18 protein-coding genes are annotated in these 17503 nt (G+C 58.3%); 13 read left to right on the forward strand and 5 right to left on the reverse strand.

Annotated elements, in window-relative coordinates:
• Positions 1-69 precede the first annotated feature (69 nt).
• The 3 genes from ACESTR_RS06765 to purB all read right to left on the reverse strand — a co-directional run bounded on the left by ACESTR_RS06765 (position 70) and on the right by purB (position 5665).
• Positions 70-1536 (reverse strand): amino acid permease, encoded by a 1467-nt coding sequence (locus ACESTR_RS06765; RefSeq protein WP_014774713.1) that lies wholly within the window; start codon positions 1534-1536, stop codon positions 70-72.
• 460 nt (positions 1537-1996) lie between these two features.
• Positions 1997-3844, reverse strand: a complete 1848-nt coding sequence (locus tag ACESTR_RS06770; RefSeq protein WP_302576221.1) for a hypothetical protein — start codon at positions 3842-3844, stop codon at positions 1997-1999.
• 474 nt (positions 3845-4318) lie between these two features.
• Complete coding sequence (gene purB / locus ACESTR_RS06775) at positions 4319-5665, reverse strand: adenylosuccinate lyase (protein WP_009597786.1); 1347 nt, start codon at positions 5663-5665, stop codon at positions 4319-4321.
• A gap of 99 nt (positions 5666-5764) precedes the next feature.
• On the opposite strand from purB, the gene ACESTR_RS06780 reads away from it, so the two are divergent.
• The 4 genes from ACESTR_RS06780 to gap all read left to right on the forward strand — a co-directional run bounded on the left by ACESTR_RS06780 (position 5765) and on the right by gap (position 8814).
• Entirely contained in the window at positions 5765-6181 is a 417-nt protein-coding gene (locus ACESTR_RS06780; RefSeq protein WP_009597842.1) for a DUF4834 family protein, read from the forward strand.
• Between the two features lie 3 nt (positions 6182-6184).
• Positions 6185-6928: an MlaE family ABC transporter permease gene (locus tag ACESTR_RS06785; protein WP_130063076.1), complete on the forward strand. Its 744-nt coding sequence runs from the start codon at positions 6185-6187 to the stop codon at positions 6926-6928.
• Complete coding sequence (locus tag ACESTR_RS06790; protein WP_009597850.1) at positions 6925-7680, forward strand: ABC transporter ATP-binding protein; 756 nt, start codon at positions 6925-6927, stop codon at positions 7678-7680. The genes ACESTR_RS06785 and ACESTR_RS06790 overlap by 4 nt, the downstream gene beginning before the upstream one ends.
• A gap of 117 nt (positions 7681-7797) precedes the next feature.
• Entirely contained in the window at positions 7798-8814 is a 1017-nt protein-coding gene (gene gap / locus ACESTR_RS06795) for a type I glyceraldehyde-3-phosphate dehydrogenase (protein WP_009597885.1), read from the forward strand.
• Positions 8815-8880: 66 nt separating this feature from the next.
• Here gap and ACESTR_RS06800 read toward each other — a convergent pair whose 3' ends face one another.
• Positions 8881-9291, reverse strand: coding sequence for a hypothetical protein (locus tag ACESTR_RS06800; protein WP_039940226.1), 411 nt, complete (start codon positions 9289-9291; stop codon positions 8881-8883).
• A 174-nt stretch (positions 9292-9465) separates the two neighbouring features.
• On the opposite strand from ACESTR_RS06800, the gene ACESTR_RS06805 reads away from it, so the two are divergent.
• From ACESTR_RS06805 to ACESTR_RS06845, 9 genes are all read left to right on the forward strand, one after another.
• Positions 9466-10050, forward strand: a complete 585-nt coding sequence (locus tag ACESTR_RS06805; protein WP_014774706.1) for a YceD family protein — start codon at positions 9466-9468, stop codon at positions 10048-10050.
• 57 nt (positions 10051-10107) lie between these two features.
• Positions 10108-10293, forward strand: coding sequence for a 50S ribosomal protein L32 (gene rpmF, locus ACESTR_RS06810; protein ID WP_014774705.1), 186 nt, complete (start codon positions 10108-10110; stop codon positions 10291-10293).
• Between the two features lie 151 nt (positions 10294-10444).
• Entirely contained in the window at positions 10445-11392 is a 948-nt protein-coding gene (gene plsX, locus ACESTR_RS06815) for a phosphate acyltransferase PlsX (protein WP_014774704.1), read from the forward strand.
• Between the two features lie 25 nt (positions 11393-11417).
• Entirely contained in the window at positions 11418-12446 is a 1029-nt protein-coding gene (locus ACESTR_RS06820) for a beta-ketoacyl-ACP synthase III (protein WP_009597846.1), read from the forward strand.
• Positions 12447-12655: 209 nt separating this feature from the next.
• Positions 12656-13333: a response regulator transcription factor gene (locus ACESTR_RS06825; protein WP_373179035.1), complete on the forward strand. Its 678-nt coding sequence runs from the start codon at positions 12656-12658 to the stop codon at positions 13331-13333.
• The gene (locus ACESTR_RS06830; protein ID WP_009597788.1) at positions 13330-14610 is read left to right on the forward strand and encodes a sensor histidine kinase; all 1281 of its coding nucleotides are present in this window, start codon (positions 13330-13332) and stop codon (positions 14608-14610) included. The genes ACESTR_RS06825 and ACESTR_RS06830 overlap by 4 nt, the downstream gene beginning before the upstream one ends.
• Before the next feature lie 109 nt (positions 14611-14719).
• Positions 14720-15163 (forward strand): PepSY-like domain-containing protein, encoded by a 444-nt coding sequence (locus ACESTR_RS06835; RefSeq protein WP_302576224.1) that lies wholly within the window; start codon positions 14720-14722, stop codon positions 15161-15163.
• Between the two features lie 25 nt (positions 15164-15188).
• A complete protein-coding gene (locus tag ACESTR_RS06840; protein ID WP_039940230.1) occupies positions 15189-16031 on the forward strand; it encodes a PepSY-like domain-containing protein in 843 nt (280 codons plus the stop codon).
• 170 nt (positions 16032-16201) lie between these two features.
• Positions 16202-16726, forward strand: coding sequence for a ferritin (locus ACESTR_RS06845; RefSeq protein ID WP_009597833.1), 525 nt, complete (start codon positions 16202-16204; stop codon positions 16724-16726).
• A gap of 51 nt (positions 16727-16777) precedes the next feature.
• On the opposite strand, the gene ACESTR_RS06850 is transcribed toward ACESTR_RS06845, so the two are convergent.
• The gene (locus ACESTR_RS06850) at positions 16778-17503 is read right to left on the reverse strand and encodes a DUF5131 family protein (RefSeq protein ID WP_009597737.1); all 726 of its coding nucleotides are present in this window, start codon (positions 17501-17503) and stop codon (positions 16778-16780) included.

A 17503-nucleotide genomic window follows, 5' to 3' on the forward strand; every position in this document is an offset into this window, starting at 1 on the left:
GGCGGGACGGGAGAAGAAGCGTAAGGTGGATTTTCGACAGACGTGCCGGTTCCGGCGGTTCCGCTGCGGTTATCGGCCGGAGGGCTTGTTCGCGGCGCCGGCGGCCCTGCGGTCCATGACGAAACTGATGACGAACGGGATGGAGAGGAAGACCGCCGTGCCGACGACTACCAGCCACGTATACATGGCGGGACTGCCGACGGGCAGCTGCGAGGGCGGGAAGAAGGTGACGATGAACGAGAAGAGCACCGCGAGGAATCCGATGCCGCCGACCAGCCACATGCCCGCATTGCCGCCCGGTATGCGGTAGCTGCGTATCAGGTCGGGCTGCGTGTAGCGCAGGCGGATGCCCGCGGCGTACATCATCATATACATCAGCAGATAGAGACCCACGGTCAGGGCGCTCAGCAGGAAGAACGCCACGCTCACGTCGTTCATGACGATATAGAGCGACGACAGCAGGGTGACGATGCAGCCTTGGATGATGAGAATGTTGATCTGCACGCCGTTCTTGTTGGTCTTCTGCAGGAAGCAGGGCAGCACGCCCTCCTGCGCCGTCCATAGCAGGCCGCGGCTGGGGCCTGAAATCCACGACATGACTCCGGCCAGTGCGCCGAACGCTACGAGCAGTCCCATGACGTTCGTGAGCCAGCCCACATGGTAGTGTTCGAAGACGATCTGGAACGTGGTGAACAGTCCCGACTGGAGGTTGATCTGGTCATAGGGCGTGATGATCGCCACGGCCAGCGCGCCCAGCGTGAAAAGCCCGAACGAGATGAGCGCCGCGAGAAACATGGCGCGCGGAAACTGCGTCTGCGGCTTTTTGAGTTCGGGGGCGTGCACGGCGTGCACCTCGACGCCGGCGAACAGCAGCAGGATGCCCGCGAGGAAGGCGATGTCGCTCATGCCCGTAATGTGGGGGAACAGCCGCGGATGGACGTGGTGCGCGGCGTCGATATTGACGACCTGACTGACGGTGTCCGGAATATGCTCCAGCGCGACGGAGTTGCCGCCGATCATCCAGACGACCGCCATGACGATCACGACGATGCCGGGTAACACCGTGCCGATGAGGAATCCCTTGCTCGTGATGCCCGATATGGCCGAGGTGCCGCGCAGGGTGACAAGCGTGGCGCACCAGTACATGGCGATCGAAAACAGCCCGACGAAAAGTCCGTTCTGGGCGAGGTCGGGCATGCCGATCATGTAGGCGATCGACGCCGCGGCGAAGCCGAGTACGGTGGGATACCAGACGACGTTCTGTATCCATTGCAGGAAGATGGCCGTGAAGCCCATGTGTTTGTTGAAGGCCTCTTTGACCCATGTGTAGACGCCGCCGCCTTTCGAGGCGAAGGCGCTGCCCAGCTCGGCGCCTACCAGCGCCGCCGGGATCAGGAACAGGAAGGTGGCGAAGAAGATGTAGAAGAACATGGTAAGTTCCTCCTGCGCCATCATCGGAAGCCCGCGCAGACTGATGACGGCCGCCGCAGTCATCAGCGCGAGCTGCGTTGTTGTGATGTTTCTGTTTTTTGCCATAATGTGGAATTGTGGTTTACACCTGACGGCCAATCAGTTTCCGTGCCGTAACCGGACGGGCGGAATGTCGTTTCGGACGGGTGCGTGATTCGTGCGGGCGTTTTGCAGGCGAAAACACACAAAAACAGCAGGGAATCTCACGATTGCCTGCTGCCTTCCGGAGGATTGCCCTCCTGAAACTACTAACCCAAACTTAAATAAATGAAGAAACCTCACTGCGGTTGCTGTGCCGCAGTTGACAGGGTATATTGCAAAACCCGTGCCGGACCGCCGTGCCGGAAGGACGCCTATGCGCTTCGCGGGGGCGGGGCGTGTGACGCCTGCGGGCCGGGACATGAATTGGCCGGGCAGCAAACTGACAGAACTGCGAACGGGACGGTCACAAACGAGGGGCAGGATGTCCGCGAAGACATCCTGCCCGTTTCCGTTTTCGGCATGGCCCGAATGCCGGGCCGTATCATCATCGTTTGTCGGTCATCTCCACGTTACCTTCGTAGGTGCCGCTGACCTTGTGCCCCTTGTCGGTGGTGAAGTCGAGTACGAAGCGGTAACCGCTGCCCGATTTGGTGATCGTTACGGTACCGGACGCGACGAATCCGTAGAACGACTGGAAATTGTCGTTACGCTCTTCGCAGTAGGTGCCTACGGGGAGTTTCGTATCCATGAACTCCGTTTGGCGGCCGGCTTCGTAAGAACCCGGCGTGCCCGATGCGGAGACGTTGTAGGTTCCCTCCTGCAACTGCATTTCCGTCGAAACGGCGGTCGAGAGATCGAGCGATACCAGATGTCCTGCCTGTCCGAGGTAATCGGAACCGTAGGAGATTGTCGGCTCGACGTCGTAAAGATTTACGATACACTGGTCTGCCGTGTCGGAATCGCTGTAATATTTGCCCAGCGCGCGGATGAAGGAGAGGTTCGTTACGTCCTTGTCGAGAGTGGGGAGATCGGGGATTTCGGTGGAGGTCTTGTTTTCGATCGTCAGCGGCCCCTCGTAGCTGGCCGTGAACTCCTCGTCGTCGGTCGTGGTCAGCGTCGCGGTGATCGTGTAGGTCGAGCCGACCTTCTTGACGGAGATCGTGCCGGCCTTGAAGTCGGTTCGGGTGATATTGCCTTTGCCGTCGTTGACCATGCAGTAGGTTTTGGCCGGGTCGAATGTCGTCAGGCCCTTGTTGGTGGCGTACCTGTAGTCGCGGGCCGGCAGGGTGATCGTCGTATTGGGATTGCTTACCGCCATCTGGTAGAGGTCGATGCTCATGGCACGGCCTGCGCCGGTGGTGGCGTAGACGCCCCCGGCTTCGGTGGTTTCGCCGTCGGCGAGCACCAAGAGGAATTCACCGATGTAGCTGCTCTCGGTGGGATAGTATCCGCCTGCAGCCTGACGGTCGAATACGATCGGGCCTTCGACGGCTTGGTCGGTGGTCATCTCGACCGTCTTGACGTCGGAGTACACCGTTTTGTTCGATGCGGCGACGGCGACGATATAGGTCGTACCGGGTTTCAGGTCCCGGATCTCCGTTACGTCTGCCGATACGGGCAGGTCGGTGCCGTCGCGGAGAATCTCCTCGGCTGCGGGGACGGTCAGCCCTTCGGTCTTTTCGAGACAGACGTAGGCGGCTTTCTCCGCATCGGTCAGTTTGAAATGGAACGAGAGGGTCGTTTCGGTCGGGGTGCCTGCGATGACCGTGACGACGGGCGTCCGGGCGACGGTTTCCATTTCGAGGGTTTCGACCTCCGAATAGATGCCGGTGTTGGCGACTGCCGCCGCGATGAGGTAGACGGTGGCGGGTTTCAGGTTCTCGACGAGGAGCTCACCCGTCTGGGCGATGGCGGTGCCGTCGCGGAGAATCTCTTCGGCCGTGGGAACGGTCGTCCCTTCGGTCTTTTCGAGACAGACGTATGCGGCCGTTTCGGGGTCGGTCAGGGCCGCGGTGAACGAAAGGGTCGTCGAAGTGGGCGTGCCGGGCGTCAGAACGACGGCCGGGTGTACGTCGGGGGCGGAGGTGGTGTGTTCGATGGTTTCGACCTTGCCGTTGACCTTGCCGTTGGAGGCGACTGCCGAGAGGCGGTAGGTGGTGCTGGGTTCGAGGTCGCCGATCGTGATGAGACCCGATGCGGTTACGGATTTGCCGTCGGCGAGAATTTTCTCGGCCGAGGGAACGGCTTCGGAGGATTTGGTGCAGACATAGGTGCACTTGTCCGCGTCGCTCAGGGTGAGCGTAAATTTCAGCGTGTTGGATGCGGCGTCACCGACAGCCAGCGTGACGGCCGGAGCAGGCGGATTCCCCCCCCCTCGTCTTTGTCGTCGCACGAGGCCAGAAGACCGGAGCATAGCACCAGCAGCGCAGTACTCCACGAAAGAATCGATCTAATCATAGATGTGATTTTTGGGATTAGTAATTAATAACAGTTTTTGTTCGGGTGCAGTCGGGACCTGCGGGAAGATCCGTTCTGCGGCAAGTGACGGGCTAAAAGTAAGGTTTCCTGCAGATAAATCCAAATATTTTTCCGCTTAAGTCGCCGCAGGACCGGATAAAACGTCAAGATGGGCGGGCCGGAGCGGAAACGGGCGCAATATATGACAAAACAGCAGGGAATCTCACGATTGCCTGCTGCCTGCGGAGGATTGCCCTCCTAAAACTACTAACCCAAACTTAAATAAATGAAGAAACCTCACTGCGGTTGCTGTTCCGCAGTTGATTGTCTGAATCGCAAAGCCCGTGCCAAAAACAAGTCCCGGTCGTGGGGACCGGGACTCGTCTGCCGTATGGAGTATCCTTCCGTCTTAGCGGAATACGCCCGTGTAGGTCGAGGGGGCGAGTGCGCGCAGCTCCTCCTTGACCGTTTCGGCCACGTCGAGCGTCTCGATGAATGCGGCGATCGACTCGTGGGTGATGTGGGCGTTGGTGCGGGTCAGGGCCTTGAGCGCCTCGTAGGGCTTGGGGTAGCCCTCGCGGCGCAGAATGGTCTGGATGCCTTCGGCCACCACGGCCCAGTTGTTCTCCAGATCGCGGTCGAGCGCTTCGCGGTTGAGGATCACCTTGTTGAGTCCCTTCATCAGCGATCGCAGCGCAATGGCGGCGTGGGCCACCGGAACGCCGATGTTGCGCAGCACGGTCGAGTCGGTGAGGTCGCGCTGGAGGCGCGAGACGGGGAGCTTCGACGAGAGGTGTTCGAAGAGGGCGTTGGCGATGCCGAAGTTGCCCTCGGCGTTCTCGAAGTCGATCGGATTGACTTTGTGCGGCATGGCGCTCGATCCGACCTCGCCGGCCTTGATCTGCTGTTTGAAGTATTCCATCGAAATATAGGTCCACATGTCGCGGCAGAGGTCGATGAGGATGGTGTCGATGCGCTTCATGTTGTCGAAGATCGCGGCCAAGTTGTCGTAATGTTCGATCTGCGTGGTGTACTGCGAGCGGCAGAGCCCCAGCGTCTCGCCGACGAACCTGTTGGCGAATGCCACCCAGTCGTACTGCGGATAGGCCGCACGGTGTGCGTTGAAGTTGCCGGTCGCGCCGCCGAACTTGGCCGGAACGGCGATGTCGTGCAGCATGGCCAGCTGCTTCTCGATGCGTTCGACGAAAACCATGAACTCCTTGCCCAGCGTCGTGGGCGAAGCGGGCTGGCCGTGCGTGCGCGCCAGCATCGGCACCTCGCGCCACTCGTCGGCGAAAGCCGCCAGTTTGTCGCGCACCTCTTCGACGGCGGGGTAGTAGAAACCCGCCATCGCCTCCTTCAGCGAGAGCGGAATGGCCGTGTTGTTGATGTCCTGCGAGGTAAGCCCGAAGTGAACGAATTCCTTGTAGGCTTCCAGTCCGAGCGTGTCCATTTTTTCCTTGATGATGTACTCGATGGCTTTGACGTCGTGGTTGGTGACCGACTCGATCTGCTTGACGCGCTCGGCGTCGGCGGGCGAGAAATCGAGGTATAGGGCGCGCAGGGCGGCGAATTTGGTACGATCGATGCCGGCCAGCTGGGGCAGGGGAATCTCGCAGAGCGCGATGAAGTATTCCACTTCGACGCGGATGCGGTAGCGGATGAGGGCCTGTTCCGAAAAATAATCGGCGAGCGTTTCCGTTGTATTACGGTAGCGGCCGTCTACGGGCGAAATGGCTGTAAGTTTGTTGAGCATATTGTGTTGTGATTTGTTTTCCGGCACCAAATTTACGACAATTAATTGAAATCCGCATATTTTTCCCTACCTTTGTAGGGTTGTAAACTTTAAATTGCAATGAATTTTCTGACCGCAATCATAAACGCTCTGGTGGGATTCGTGCAGCGCAATCCGCTGACGGTTTTGGTCATTCTCATCCTCGCCATCGCCGCTCCGGCGCTGCTGAAGGGCGTCGCACTGTTTTTTCTGTATGTCGTTATGAGTATTCTGATATTGGCCGTGGCGTTGATACTGGTGTTCCGCTGGCGGATGAACAAGGTCCGCCGCCAGATGGAGGAGCAGTTCGGCGAAGGCTTCGATCCGCGCAATTTCGGCGGACAGGGTTTCGGCTCGCCCTTCGCCGGAGAGCCTCGCAAGGGCCGCGAAGGCGAAGTGAAGGTGCGCAAAACCTCCGGGGCGCCCGAAAAACGGGTGTCGAAAGACGTCGGCGACTACGTCGAGTTCGAAGAGACGAAAGAGCCGAAACAAGAGTAGCGTATGCTGAAGATATTCGAGCTGATAGGCCGCTATTTCATCCTGATGGGGAAAGTCTTTTCCCGTCCGGAGAAGGCCGCCATCTACCGCCGCCGCATCGTTTACGAAATGGAGTCGCTGGGCATCGACTCGATCGGCCTGACGGCGATCATCTCGGTTTTCATCGGCGCGGTCATCACCCTGCAGATGTGCATCAACCTCGATTCGCCCTTCATCCCCCGCTCGCTGGTGGGCTACGCCACGCGCGAGACGATGATCCTCGAATTTTCATCGACGGTCGTGGCGCTGATTCTGGCCGGCAAGGTCGGGTCGAGCATCGCCTCGGAGATCGGCACCATGCGCATCACCGAACAGATCGACGCGCTGGAGATCATGGGCGTCAACTCCGCGTCGTACCTGATCCTGCCGAAGATCGTCGCCGCGGTGGTTTTCTTCCCGTTTCTGACCATCCTGAGCATCGCGATCGGCATTATGGGCGGCTGGGCGATCGCCTACCTGACCGGCATCATGATCCCGGCCGACTACATCGACGGCCTGCTGATGGATTTCAAGCCCTATTCGATCGTCTATTCGCTGATCAAGACCGCCGTCTTCGCCTATATCATCACCTCGATTTCGGCCTTCTACGGCTATTACGCCAAGGGCAATTCGCTCGAAGTGGGCGCCGCTTCGACGCGCGCCGTGGTGGCCAGCTCCGTAGTGATCATGATCTTTAACCTTATACTGACGCAAGTCCTGCTCATATGATACGCGCCGAACATATCACCAAATCGTTCGACGGTCGCGTGGTGCTCGACGATATTTCGATCGAATTCGAGACCGGAAAGACCAACCTGATCATCGGCCGCAGCGGTTCGGGCAAGACCGTGCTGCTGAAGACGCTGGTGGGACTCCATGAACCCGATTCGGGCGACGTCTGGTACGACGACACCAACTTCACGCAGCTGGATTTCAAGCAGCGGCGCGCCATCCGCAAGGATATCGGCATGATTTTTCAGGGCGGGGCGCTGCTGGACTCCTCGACCGTCGAGGAGAACGTCAAACTGCCGCTGGACCTCTTCACCTCGCAGAGCGAGAAGGAGAAGATGGAGCGTGTGAATTTCTGCCTTCAGCGGGTGCGGCTGGAAGAGGCCAACCACCTCTATCCGGCCGAACTGTCGGGCGGCATGATCAAGCGTGTGGCCATCGCCCGCGCCATCGTGCTCAATCCGCGCTACCTCTTCTGCGACGAACCCAATTCGGGACTCGACCCGCAGACTTCGATCGTCATCGACAACCTGATTCACGAAATCACGTGCGAATACAATATCACCACCATCATCAATACGCACGATATGAACTCGGTGATGGAAATCGGCGAGAAAATTGTATACATACACGAAGGCCGCAAATGGTGGGAGGGCACCAAAGACGATATCCTGCACGCCGACAACCCCGAACTCAACGACTTCGTCTTCGCTTCGGCGATGGCCAAACGGGCCAAGAGGGCGGCGAAGTAGGCAGGAATCGGATTCCTAAAAAAATTTAATTTTTTACTTGCGTAATATACATAAAGTATGTACTTTTGTGCAGTGAAAAAATAACGCATTTTTTATTAACAAATAAATCATAACATTATGTCAAAGATCAAAGTAGGTATCAACGGTTTCGGTCGTATCGGCCGTCTGGTATTCCGTGCTGCGTGCAACAATGCAGACATTGAGGTGGTAGGTATCAACGACCTCGTTCCGGTAGACTACATGGCTTACATGCTCAAGTACGACTCGGTACACGGCCGTTTCAACGGTACGATCGACTACAACGTGGAGAAGGGCCAGCTCATCGTCAACGGCAACGTCATCCGCGTAACCGCCGAGAAGGATCCCGCAAACCTGAAGTGGAACGAAGTAGGCGCCGAGTACATCGTCGAGTCTACCGGTCTGTTCCTCACCAAGGAGAAGGCTGAGGCCCACATCGCAGCCGGTGCCAAATACGTCGTTATGTCGGCTCCCTCGAAGGACGACACCCCGATGTTCGTATGCGGCGTGAACACCGATACTTACGCAGGTCAGCAGATCGTTTCGAACGCATCGTGCACCACGAACTGCCTCGCTCCGCTGGCTAAGGTCATCAACGACAACTTCGGTATCGTCGAGGGTCTCATGACCACCGTACACGCTACCACCGCAACGCAGAAGACCGTAGACGGTCCCTCGATGAAAGACTGGCGCGGCGGCCGTGCTGCCGGCGGCAACATCATCCCCTCGTCGACCGGCGCTGCAAAGGCCGTAGGCAAGGTGATCCCCGCCCTGAACGGCAAACTGACCGGTATGGCATTCCGCGTTCCGACGCTCGACGTTTCGGTCGTAGACCTGACCTGCCGTCTGGAGAAGGGCGCTTCGTACGACGAGATCAAGGCTGCCATGAAGAAGGCTTCGGAGAACGAGTTCAAAGGCATCATCGAGTACACCGAGGACGACGTGGTTTCGACCGACTTCACGGGCGACGCCAACACTTCGATCTTCGACGCTAAGGCCGGTATCGCGCTGAACCCGAACTTCGTGAAGCTCGTGGCTTGGTACGACAACGAGTGGGGCTACTCGAACAAGGTAGTCATGCTGATCCAGAAGATGGCCGCTTACAACAACAAATAGTCGTAAGCCGACGCATAAAGCGGAGGGATTCGGGAAACCGGATCCCTCTTTTTTTGTCGTTTATTGTTATTTGTCCTGACGATCCACCCGCATTTCGACCGAAGCGCCCGACCACTGGTTGATAAGGCGTTTTTCGCTGCGGAGCACTTTGCCGCCGTATGCGATGCGGAGGGTGATTTCGAACGGCTGCGTGTCGGCGATGTCGTTGCCTGCGGGCAGCGTGTGGGGTACAATATAAATATAGAGCAGCAGGTGGTCGCACGCAGTGGTTTCGAGCCGCAGGCTGCGGTCGCCCGCCATGTCCGCGGGTTTTGCCGTCAGGTTCGCGCCGACGTCTGCGACGTGCGATTCGGCCGAGGCGAATCCAATGCGTTCGTCGCCGGCGTCGAAGCAGCCGCACATCAGCGCTGCGTTGTAACGCCACCAGCCGTCGTAACGGCTTGATATTTCGATCGAGAATCCTTCAGTTGCTGCCATACGGTGCAAATATAGCGATTTTTCGCTCTTCGGCGAATTTCGTGCCGGGAAAATCGCTCCGCCCCGCCGCAGACGGTTTGCCGGACGGGCGTCTGGAGCGCGGGGTGCTAAAACTGAGCGATTTCTTTGCAAATGTCTTATTTTTTCGTAACTTTGTGCCCTAAATGCGCTCGTATGGGGGTAACTAAAAGGTATACGATTGCTTACAAAGGGCTGAAACCCGGTTTGCATGACTTTCGTTTCGAGGTCGACGGCTCGCTGTTCGAGGAGTTCGAAAGTCCGGAGATCAAGGACGGAGCGTGCGAAGTGACGGTCGCCTTGGAGCGCGGCGAAGCGATGCTTACGCTCGACGTTACGGTGGACGGAAGCGTCGTCGTGGAGTGCGACCGCTGTCTGGAAGAGTGCCGGATTCCCGTGCATTATCAGGGACGGTTGCTGGTGAAGTTCTCCGACGAGGTGCACGAATACGACGGCGAGGTGATGTGGCTGCTGCCCATGGAAGACGAAATCGACCTGAAGCAGTACATTTACGAGAGCATCGTGCTGTCGCTGCCTTACCAGCGGGTGCATCCCGAAGGGGAGTGCAATCCGGAGATGCTCGAACGCTTCCGCATCGTATCAGATTCGGAACTCGCGGCCGTCGAGGCGCGGGCCGGAGCGCAGGAGCACGACGGCGGCGAATGGGCCAAGCTGGCCGCGCTCAAGGAGCGGATGGAGGCCCAAGAGCCGCAGGAAGAGGACCGAACGCCGGAAAAATAGCGCCGGCGGCAATAAGGAGAATCGATAATACGTTAAACTTATAATTTATATTGTAAAATGGCACATCCTAAACACAAAGTCTCGTCGACGCGACGCGATAAGAGAAGAACCCACTACAAGGCTGTCGTTCCGACGGTAGTTACCTGCTCGAACTGCGGCGCAGCCACGCTGTACCACCGTGTATGCCCTGAGTGCGGTTTCTATCGCGGAAAGCTGGCGATCGAGAAAAAAGCTGCTGAATAAATCAGACGGCAAGAAGAGTGCATCCGCGAGGCTGCTCTCTTTTTAGTTTACAGAAGCTCCCTGTCTTCGCCGCGTACGGCCGGACGGTCCGTGATGCGGGCCTGCCGACGGGTACAGAGCGGGATATGAAGTTAAACCAAATCGCACGATTATGTTAAAGATTGGTGTAGATGCCATGGGCGGCGATTTCGCTCCTGAGGCGGCGGTTCAGGGCGCCGTATTGGCACTTGAAGCGATCGGGCCGGACAGCCGCATCGTATTGTTCGGCGACGAAGCGAAAATCAAAGCCGTACTCGAAGCCGAGGGCTGCTCCGCGGAGCGCTTCGACATCGTTGCGACCACGGAGGTCATCGAGATGGGAGACCATCCCGCCAAGGCCTTTCAGGCCAAGGCCGATTCGAGCATTACGGTAGGTTTCGGCTATCTGGCCAAAGGCGCCATCGACGGTTTTGCCAGCGCCGGCAGTACGGGCGCCATGATGGTCGGCTCGATGTATGCGGTAAAACCGATCGAAGGGGTCATCCGTCCCGCGATCTCGTCCATCGTTCCCACGATTGCGGGGCGTCCCGCGCTTCTGCTGGACGTGGGGCTGAACGTGGACTGCAAGCCCGAAGTGCTGGCGCAGTACGGACTGATAGGTTCGATCTACGCCGAAGCCGTGCTCGGAATCGGGAAACCCCGCGTCGCCGTACTCAACATCGGCGAGGAGGAGACCAAGGGCAACGCCCAGACCAAGGCGACCTACGAACTGCTGAAGGAGGACGGACGCATCAATTTCGTGGGCAATGTCGAAGGTTCGTACATCTTTACGGGCCAAGTCGCCGACGTGATCGTCTGCGACGGTTTCGTGGGCAATACGGTGCTGAAGATGGCCGAGGGGCTTTACCGCATCAACAAGAAGCTGGGCGGCGGCAATGCGTTCTGGGACGCGATGAATTACGAAAACGTGGGCGGTACGCCCGTGCTCGGCGTCAATGCGCCCGTAATCATCGGCCACGGCATCTCGTCGGCCCGCGCGATCAAAAGCATGATCCTTTCGACGGAGCAGTGCATCAAGGCGGACCTTACCGTCAAACTGCAGCATGCTTTCAAAAATTAATCACACAATTTAGGAGAGAAAGTTAATGGGTAAAATAACAGCAGCGATAACGGGTGTAGGTGAGTATCTGCCGGATTACATCCTTACGAATGAAGAGTTGAGCACCATGGTCGATACGTCCGACGAATGGATCATGTCGCATATCGGCGTCAAGACGCGCCATATCCTCAAGGGTGAGGGCGTAGGTTCCTCCTACATGGGCGCCCGCGCGGTCATCAACCTTCTAGACAAAGCGGGGGTGGACCCGATGGAGATCGATCTGGTGATTTGCGCTACGGTGACTCCCGATATGTTTTTCCCCTCGACGGGCAACCTGATCGCCGATCAGGCGGGATGCAAGAACGCCTTTGCATACGACGTTTCGGCGGCGTGCAGCGGCTTCCTTTTCGCCCTTACGACGGGTGCGAAATTCATCGAGTCGGGTTCGTGCAAGAAGGTCGTGGTCGTCGGCGCCGACAAGATGTCGTCGATCGTGGACTACACCGACCGTTCCACCTGTCCGATCTTCGGCGACGGCGCCGCCGCCGTACTGCTGGAACCCAATGAAGAGGGATACGGCGTTCTGGACGAGATTCTCCGTTCGGACGGTTCGGGCGAGCTGCAGCTCTACATGAAGGCGGGCGGTTCGCGCTATCCGGCTTCGGTCGAGACCGTGCAGAACAATTGGCATACGATCATGTGGGACGGACACGCCGTGTTCAAGGCCGCCGTTTCGAAGATGGCCGACGTGTCGGTCGAGATCATGGAGCGCAACGGACTTACCTCTGCGGATGTGCGTTATCTGGTGCCCCATCAGGCCAACCTGCGCATCATCGACGCCACGGCGCGCCGCATGGGACTCGAACATGAGAAGTGCATGATCAACATCGACCGCAACGGCAACACGACCGCCGCGACGATTCCTTCGTGTCTTTACGATTACGAGAAGGAGCTGCGCAAGGGCGACAACCTGATTCTGTCGGCTTTCGGCGGCGGTTATACGTGGGGCGCGATCTATGTGAAGTGGGCTTACGACGGTTCGAAAGCCTGCCAGATCGATTCTTCGGAAAAATAGTTTTGCGGTGCGGGCGGATGCCCGTCGGAGAAATAGACTACAGAGAGACGGAAACCAGCGATGGTTTCCGTCTCTTTTCTGCATATTCCGGGGTGCCCTGCGTTTCGCGGAACCGGGAATTTTCGTATATTTGGCTTTCGTGGAACGTGTGCGGTTTCAGTTTCTTTTCGGATTCGCGCATTAGTTTTGCATCTGGAAAAAGTGCGGTTATGAAGATTCTGATTGTCGAAGACGAACCCTCCCTGCGGGAGATCATGGTGCAGACCCTGCGCCGGGAACAGTATGTGGTCGAGCAGGCTGCCGATTATGCATCGGCGCTCGACAAGATCGCCGGATACGATTACGACTGTATTCTGCTGGACATCATGCTGCCCGACGGGAGCGGCCTGCAACTGCTCGAAGAACTGAAGCGGCAGCGCAGGCAGGCGGGAATCATCATCATTTCGGCCCGCGACTCGCTCGACGACAAGATCGAGGGACTCGAACTGGGGGCCGACGACTACCTGCCCAAACCCTTCCATCTCGCGGAGCTGAGCGCCCGGATCCGGAGCGTCGTGCGCCGTCACCAGCGCGGCGGTCAGGAGAGTCTCGATGCCGGAAACGTGCGGCTGTTTCCCGACAGACGCCGGGTGGAAATCGCGGGCCGGGAGGTCGAACTGCTGCGCAAGGAGTACGATATACTCTATTATTTCATGAGCCGCCCGAACCATATGATCGACAAGACGACGCTGGCCGAAGCCGTGTGGGGCGACCACATCGACCAAGCCGACAATTTCGATTTCGTCTACGCCCAGATGAAAAACCTGCGCCGCCGGCTGCACGACGCGCAAGCGGACATCGAAATCCGCGCCGTTTACGGCTTCGGCTATAAACTCGTTACGCCATGAAACTCGTTTACCGTATCCTGCTCCATATGTCTTGGGCGCTCTCGCTGCTGCTGGCGGCGTGGGCGGTGCTTTTCTATTTCACGATGATCGACGAGATCAACGACGAAGTCGACGATTCGCTCGAAAACTATGCCGAGGTGCTTGTGAAACGCAATCTTGCGGGCCGTGAGCTTCCTGCGGCGTTTTCGGGCAGCAACAACGGCTATTTCCTGCACGACGTCTCGGCTGAATACGCCGCCGCACGGCCCCATATGGTTTACAGCGACGAGGAGATTTTCATTCCGGAGAAGGACGAGGAGGAGCCGGCGCGCGTGCTGCGGATGATCTTCCGCGACCGGGAGGGAAGCTATAAGGAGCTTACCGTGATGACGCCGACCATCGAGAAGGACGATTTGCAGGAGGCGATTCTCTGGTGGATCGTCTATCTGTATCTTTTCCTGCTGCTGACCATTCTGCTGATCAACATACTGGTGCTCCACCGCACCCTGCGGCCCCTGTATGCCCTGCTGAGGTGGCTCGACGGCTACAGGGTAGGCGGAAAGAACGCTCCGCTGGCCAACGATACGAAGATCGCCGAATTCCGGCGGCTGAACGAGGCGGCGATCCGCAATGCCGAGCGGGCCGAAGTGCTGTTCGACCGCCAGAAGCAGTTCATCGGCAATGCGTCGCACGAAATGCAGACGCCGCTGGCGGTTTGCCGCAACCGGCTGGAGATGCTCGTAGGCGACGGCTCGGCGTTGAGCGAGGAGCAGTTGGGCGAGATTATGAAGGTGCAGCGGACGCTCGATTATCTGGTGCGGCTCAACCGTTCGCTGTTGTTGCTGTCGAAGATCGAGAACGGCCAGTTTCCCGAAACGGAGCAGGTCGATTTCAATGCGCTGGTCAGGCGTACGGCCGAAGATATGTCTGAGATTTACGCCGGGCGGGGCATGCGCCTCTCCCTGCGCGAAGAGGGCCGGCTTGCGGCCCGCATGAATTCGTCGCTGGGGGCCAGTTTGGTCACGAACCTGCTGAAAAACGCCTATGTCCACGGAGATGCGGGCGGCGAAGTGACGGTGACCGTTTCCGGGGATCGTCTGAGCGTCTGCAACAGCGGTGCGGGCGGTGCGCTCGATGCGGACCATATCTTCGAACGCTTTTATCAGGGGGCCAAAAAGGAGGGTTCGACGGGGCTGGGCCTTTCGATCGTCGATGCCGTGTGCCGTCTTTACGGTTTGCGGACCGAATATGCGTATATAAATAGGTGCCACTGTTTCACGGTGCATTTTCCGAAATAAAAATCAAAAAAAGCGTATCGGGGCGTTTATTTCAAATTCGTTTCAGCTTTAGGTCGCAACTTTGCATTGTAAACGATAAGCAATGTTGAACCAAAATAGCAAAACGATTATGAAAAAGCTCATGATGATTCTCGCAGGCGCAGCCCTGCTCGCAACTTCCGCTCCCGCCTTCGCAGGCAACGACCGTCCGATCGCCGTCGGCGAACTTCCGGCCGTGTCGCAGGAGTTTATCAAAACCCACTTCGCAGGCGTCGAAGTCTCCTTCTCGAAGGTGGACGAGGAGCTTTTCAACGAGGATTACAAGGTCGTATTCGTAAACGGCGCCAAAGTCGAATTCGCCAAGAACGGCGAGTGGAAGGACGTCGAATGCAAATACGGCGAGGTGCCGGCGGCAATCGTTCCGCAGCAGATCCGCGATTATGTGACCAAGAATTACCCCAAAAACAAGATTGTCGCCATCGACCGCGACCGTCGCGATTACGAGGTGGAGCTGGACAACGGACTCGACCTGAAGTTCGACCTCATGTTCCGTCTGATCGATATCGACAATTAGTGGACAGTCCTTTATGCGAGGTATTATGAAAAAGTTCGCAGTGTTGATGCTGGCCCTCGCGTCGCTGGGTGCGATGACGGGCTGCGATGACGACGACGATTCGGTGAAGGTTCCGGCCGCAGTGCAGGATACGTTCGGACGGATGTTCCCCGGTGCGGGACATGTCGAATGGGCGGGGAAGCAGGGCTATCTGGTCGCCGAATTCCGTGAAGGCGGAACCGACATGCAGGCGTGGTTCGACGCCGCGGGCAAATGGTACATGACCGAAGAGGACGTACCTTACGCCCTGCTGCCGCAGGCGGTGCGCACCGCTTTCGAAAGCGGCGAGTACGCCGCATGGCATGTGGACGACGCGGATAAGCTGACGCGCGAAGGATTGGAGACGGTCTATGTGCTCGAAGTCGAGCAGCGCGACGCTGAGTATGAGCTTGTCTATTCGGAAGACGGCGTGTTGCTGCGCGCCGTGCCCGATGCGGACGGTGACCGCGACCACGGGGATATGCTTCCGCAGGAGCTTCCGCAGGCTGTGAAGGATTTTATCGGACGGAAATATCCGGGCGCCCGCATCGTCGATGCGGAGCGTGAAAAAGGCGGACTCGAAGTCGAAATTATCGACGGCCGTACGCCGCGCGAGGTTTATTTCGGCGCCGGCGACGCTTGGCTCCGGACCAAAACCGAAGTGCGCAGGAGCGAGGTCCCCGCAGCGGTGATGCAGGCGTTTCAGACATCGCAGTACGCGGGCTGGGAGATCGACGACATAGACCATTACGACAGCCCCGAACGCCAGTGGTATCTCTTCGAACTGGAGGACCCGCAGTCGGACCGCGAAGCGGAACTGCGCATTCAGGCCGACGGCACGATTTTCTGACGGCATACCCCGGCAGGGACGGAATCTTCACGGCGAAGGTTCCGTCTTTTTTGTTATAACCGGGGACTATTGTGTTGTAAAATAATGTGATGGGATTTCCGCACAAATCGGCGAAAACTATTGTATATTTGTATCAGGAAAGAATAACACAAACTTAAAACAATACAGCTATGTTAAGCGAGAAATTACATGATGCTCTGAACGAGCAGATCAATGCCGAGCTTTGGTCGGCCTATCTCTATCTTTCGATGTCGATGGACGCCGAGGCCAAGGGGCTGAAGGGTGTCGCCAACTGGTTCTTCGTACAGTTTCAGGAGGAGCAGGACCACGCCCGCATCCTGATGAACTACATCAATTCGCGCGACGCCAAAGTCGAGCTGAAGCCGATCGCCGAAGTGCGCACCGAGTGGACTTCGCCGCTGGACATGTTCAAGGATACGCTGGAGCATGAGAAGGTGGTGACTTCGATGATCAACAACCTTGCGTCGATCGCCGCCGAAGACAAGGATTTCGCTTCGGCCAACATGCTCGTATGGTTCGTGGACGAGCAGGTCGAGGAGGAGGAGTCGGCCCGCGACATGATCACCGCATGCGAGGCCGTCGAAGGCAACAAGTTCGGGCTTTATACGCTCGACAAGGAGTTGGCCGCGCGCGTATACCAGCAGGCTTCGCCGCTGGCCGCGAACAACGCCTGACCGCATCACATGCCGTAGTATTGAGCAAGCCGCTCCGGGGAACCGGGGCGGCTATCGTTTTACCTTGTAGTCTATTCCCGCCTTGCGGGCCTGCGCGTGCTGGAACCGGCGGCGGATGCGGTACAGCCGGCCGTCTTTGACGAGCCGTGCGCCCGTCTGGTGGTAGCAGAAGGGGATATCCGCATCGAGACACTGCCGGCGGATCGAAAGCACCCAGTCGAAGTCGCACGGACGGGCGTCGTTGCCCGATTCGCCGCCCGCGGAGACCTCCTCGATCTCGGAGGTGAGGTATTGCGCGATGTCGAGCGGTCCGAGCAGCGGTGCGCAGACGATCAGCTTGTGGCGCAGGGGCGCTCCCAGCAACAGCGGAAGCCGGCGGTCGGCCGCCGCCTGATTCTCGACTGTGCAGCCCACGATCAGATTCTCGTAGCCGTCGCCCCAGTCGGGCGGCAGGACCTGCATCAGGCGGTCTATGCGTTTGGTGATGAAGAAGAAGCGCAGGTCGCTGCGCGTGCGGATCATCTCCCACGCCTCGGCGCGCCATGCGTCGGCCTCTTCGACCAGAAAATCCGACGTGAAGCAGGTGTAGACCATCTCTCCGGCAGGAACCTTGAACCGTCCGTCGCGGCTCCGGCGCACGGGCAGATTGAACGCCGAGGTTTTACGCACCTCGCTGCTGTCCTTGTCGTGCCGTTCGTCCTGCCGGTATACGTAGCAGTGGCGGCAGCCTTCGCTGATCTTGCGGCATCCGTGCCACGGGTTCCATCCGACCGACAT

Source organism: Alistipes sp. DJF_B185 (assembly GCF_964250025.1).
GTDB classification, from domain to species: domain Bacteria; phylum Bacteroidota; class Bacteroidia; order Bacteroidales; family Rikenellaceae; genus Alistipes; species Alistipes finegoldii.

Bases quoted from the DNA above. Each gene is read 5' to 3' on its own strand.
- ACESTR_RS06765 (WP_014774713.1), bottom strand. From the start codon at position 1,536: ATGGCAAAAAACAGAAACATCACAACAACGCAGCTCGCGCTGATGACT.
- purB (WP_009597786.1), bottom strand. From the start codon at position 5,665: ATGCTCAACAAACTTACAGCCATTTCGCCCGTAGACGGCCGCTACCGT.
- ACESTR_RS06780 (WP_009597842.1), top strand. From the start codon at position 5,765: ATGAATTTTCTGACCGCAATCATAAACGCTCTGGTGGGATTCGTGCAG.
- ACESTR_RS06785 (WP_130063076.1), top strand. From the start codon at position 6,185: ATGCTGAAGATATTCGAGCTGATAGGCCGCTATTTCATCCTGATGGGG.
- ACESTR_RS06790 (WP_009597850.1), top strand. From the start codon at position 6,925: ATGATACGCGCCGAACATATCACCAAATCGTTCGACGGTCGCGTGGTG.
- gap (WP_009597885.1), top strand. From the start codon at position 7,798: ATGTCAAAGATCAAAGTAGGTATCAACGGTTTCGGTCGTATCGGCCGT.
- ACESTR_RS06800 (WP_039940226.1), bottom strand. From the start codon at position 9,291: ATGGCAGCAACTGAAGGATTCTCGATCGAAATATCAAGCCGTTACGAC.
- ACESTR_RS06805 (WP_014774706.1), top strand. From the start codon at position 9,466: ATGGGGGTAACTAAAAGGTATACGATTGCTTACAAAGGGCTGAAACCC.
- rpmF (WP_014774705.1), top strand. From the start codon at position 10,108: ATGGCACATCCTAAACACAAAGTCTCGTCGACGCGACGCGATAAGAGA.
- plsX (WP_014774704.1), top strand. From the start codon at position 10,445: ATGTTAAAGATTGGTGTAGATGCCATGGGCGGCGATTTCGCTCCTGAG.
- ACESTR_RS06820 (WP_009597846.1), top strand. From the start codon at position 11,418: ATGGGTAAAATAACAGCAGCGATAACGGGTGTAGGTGAGTATCTGCCG.
- ACESTR_RS06825 (WP_373179035.1), top strand. From the start codon at position 12,656: ATGAAGATTCTGATTGTCGAAGACGAACCCTCCCTGCGGGAGATCATG.
- ACESTR_RS06830 (WP_009597788.1), top strand. From the start codon at position 13,330: ATGAAACTCGTTTACCGTATCCTGCTCCATATGTCTTGGGCGCTCTCG.
- ACESTR_RS06835 (WP_302576224.1), top strand. From the start codon at position 14,720: ATGAAAAAGCTCATGATGATTCTCGCAGGCGCAGCCCTGCTCGCAACT.
- ACESTR_RS06840 (WP_039940230.1), top strand. From the start codon at position 15,189: ATGAAAAAGTTCGCAGTGTTGATGCTGGCCCTCGCGTCGCTGGGTGCG.
- ACESTR_RS06845 (WP_009597833.1), top strand. From the start codon at position 16,202: ATGTTAAGCGAGAAATTACATGATGCTCTGAACGAGCAGATCAATGCC.
- ACESTR_RS06850 (WP_009597737.1), bottom strand. From the start codon at position 17,503: ATGTCGGTCGGATGGAACCCGTGGCACGGATGCCGCAAGATCAGCGAA.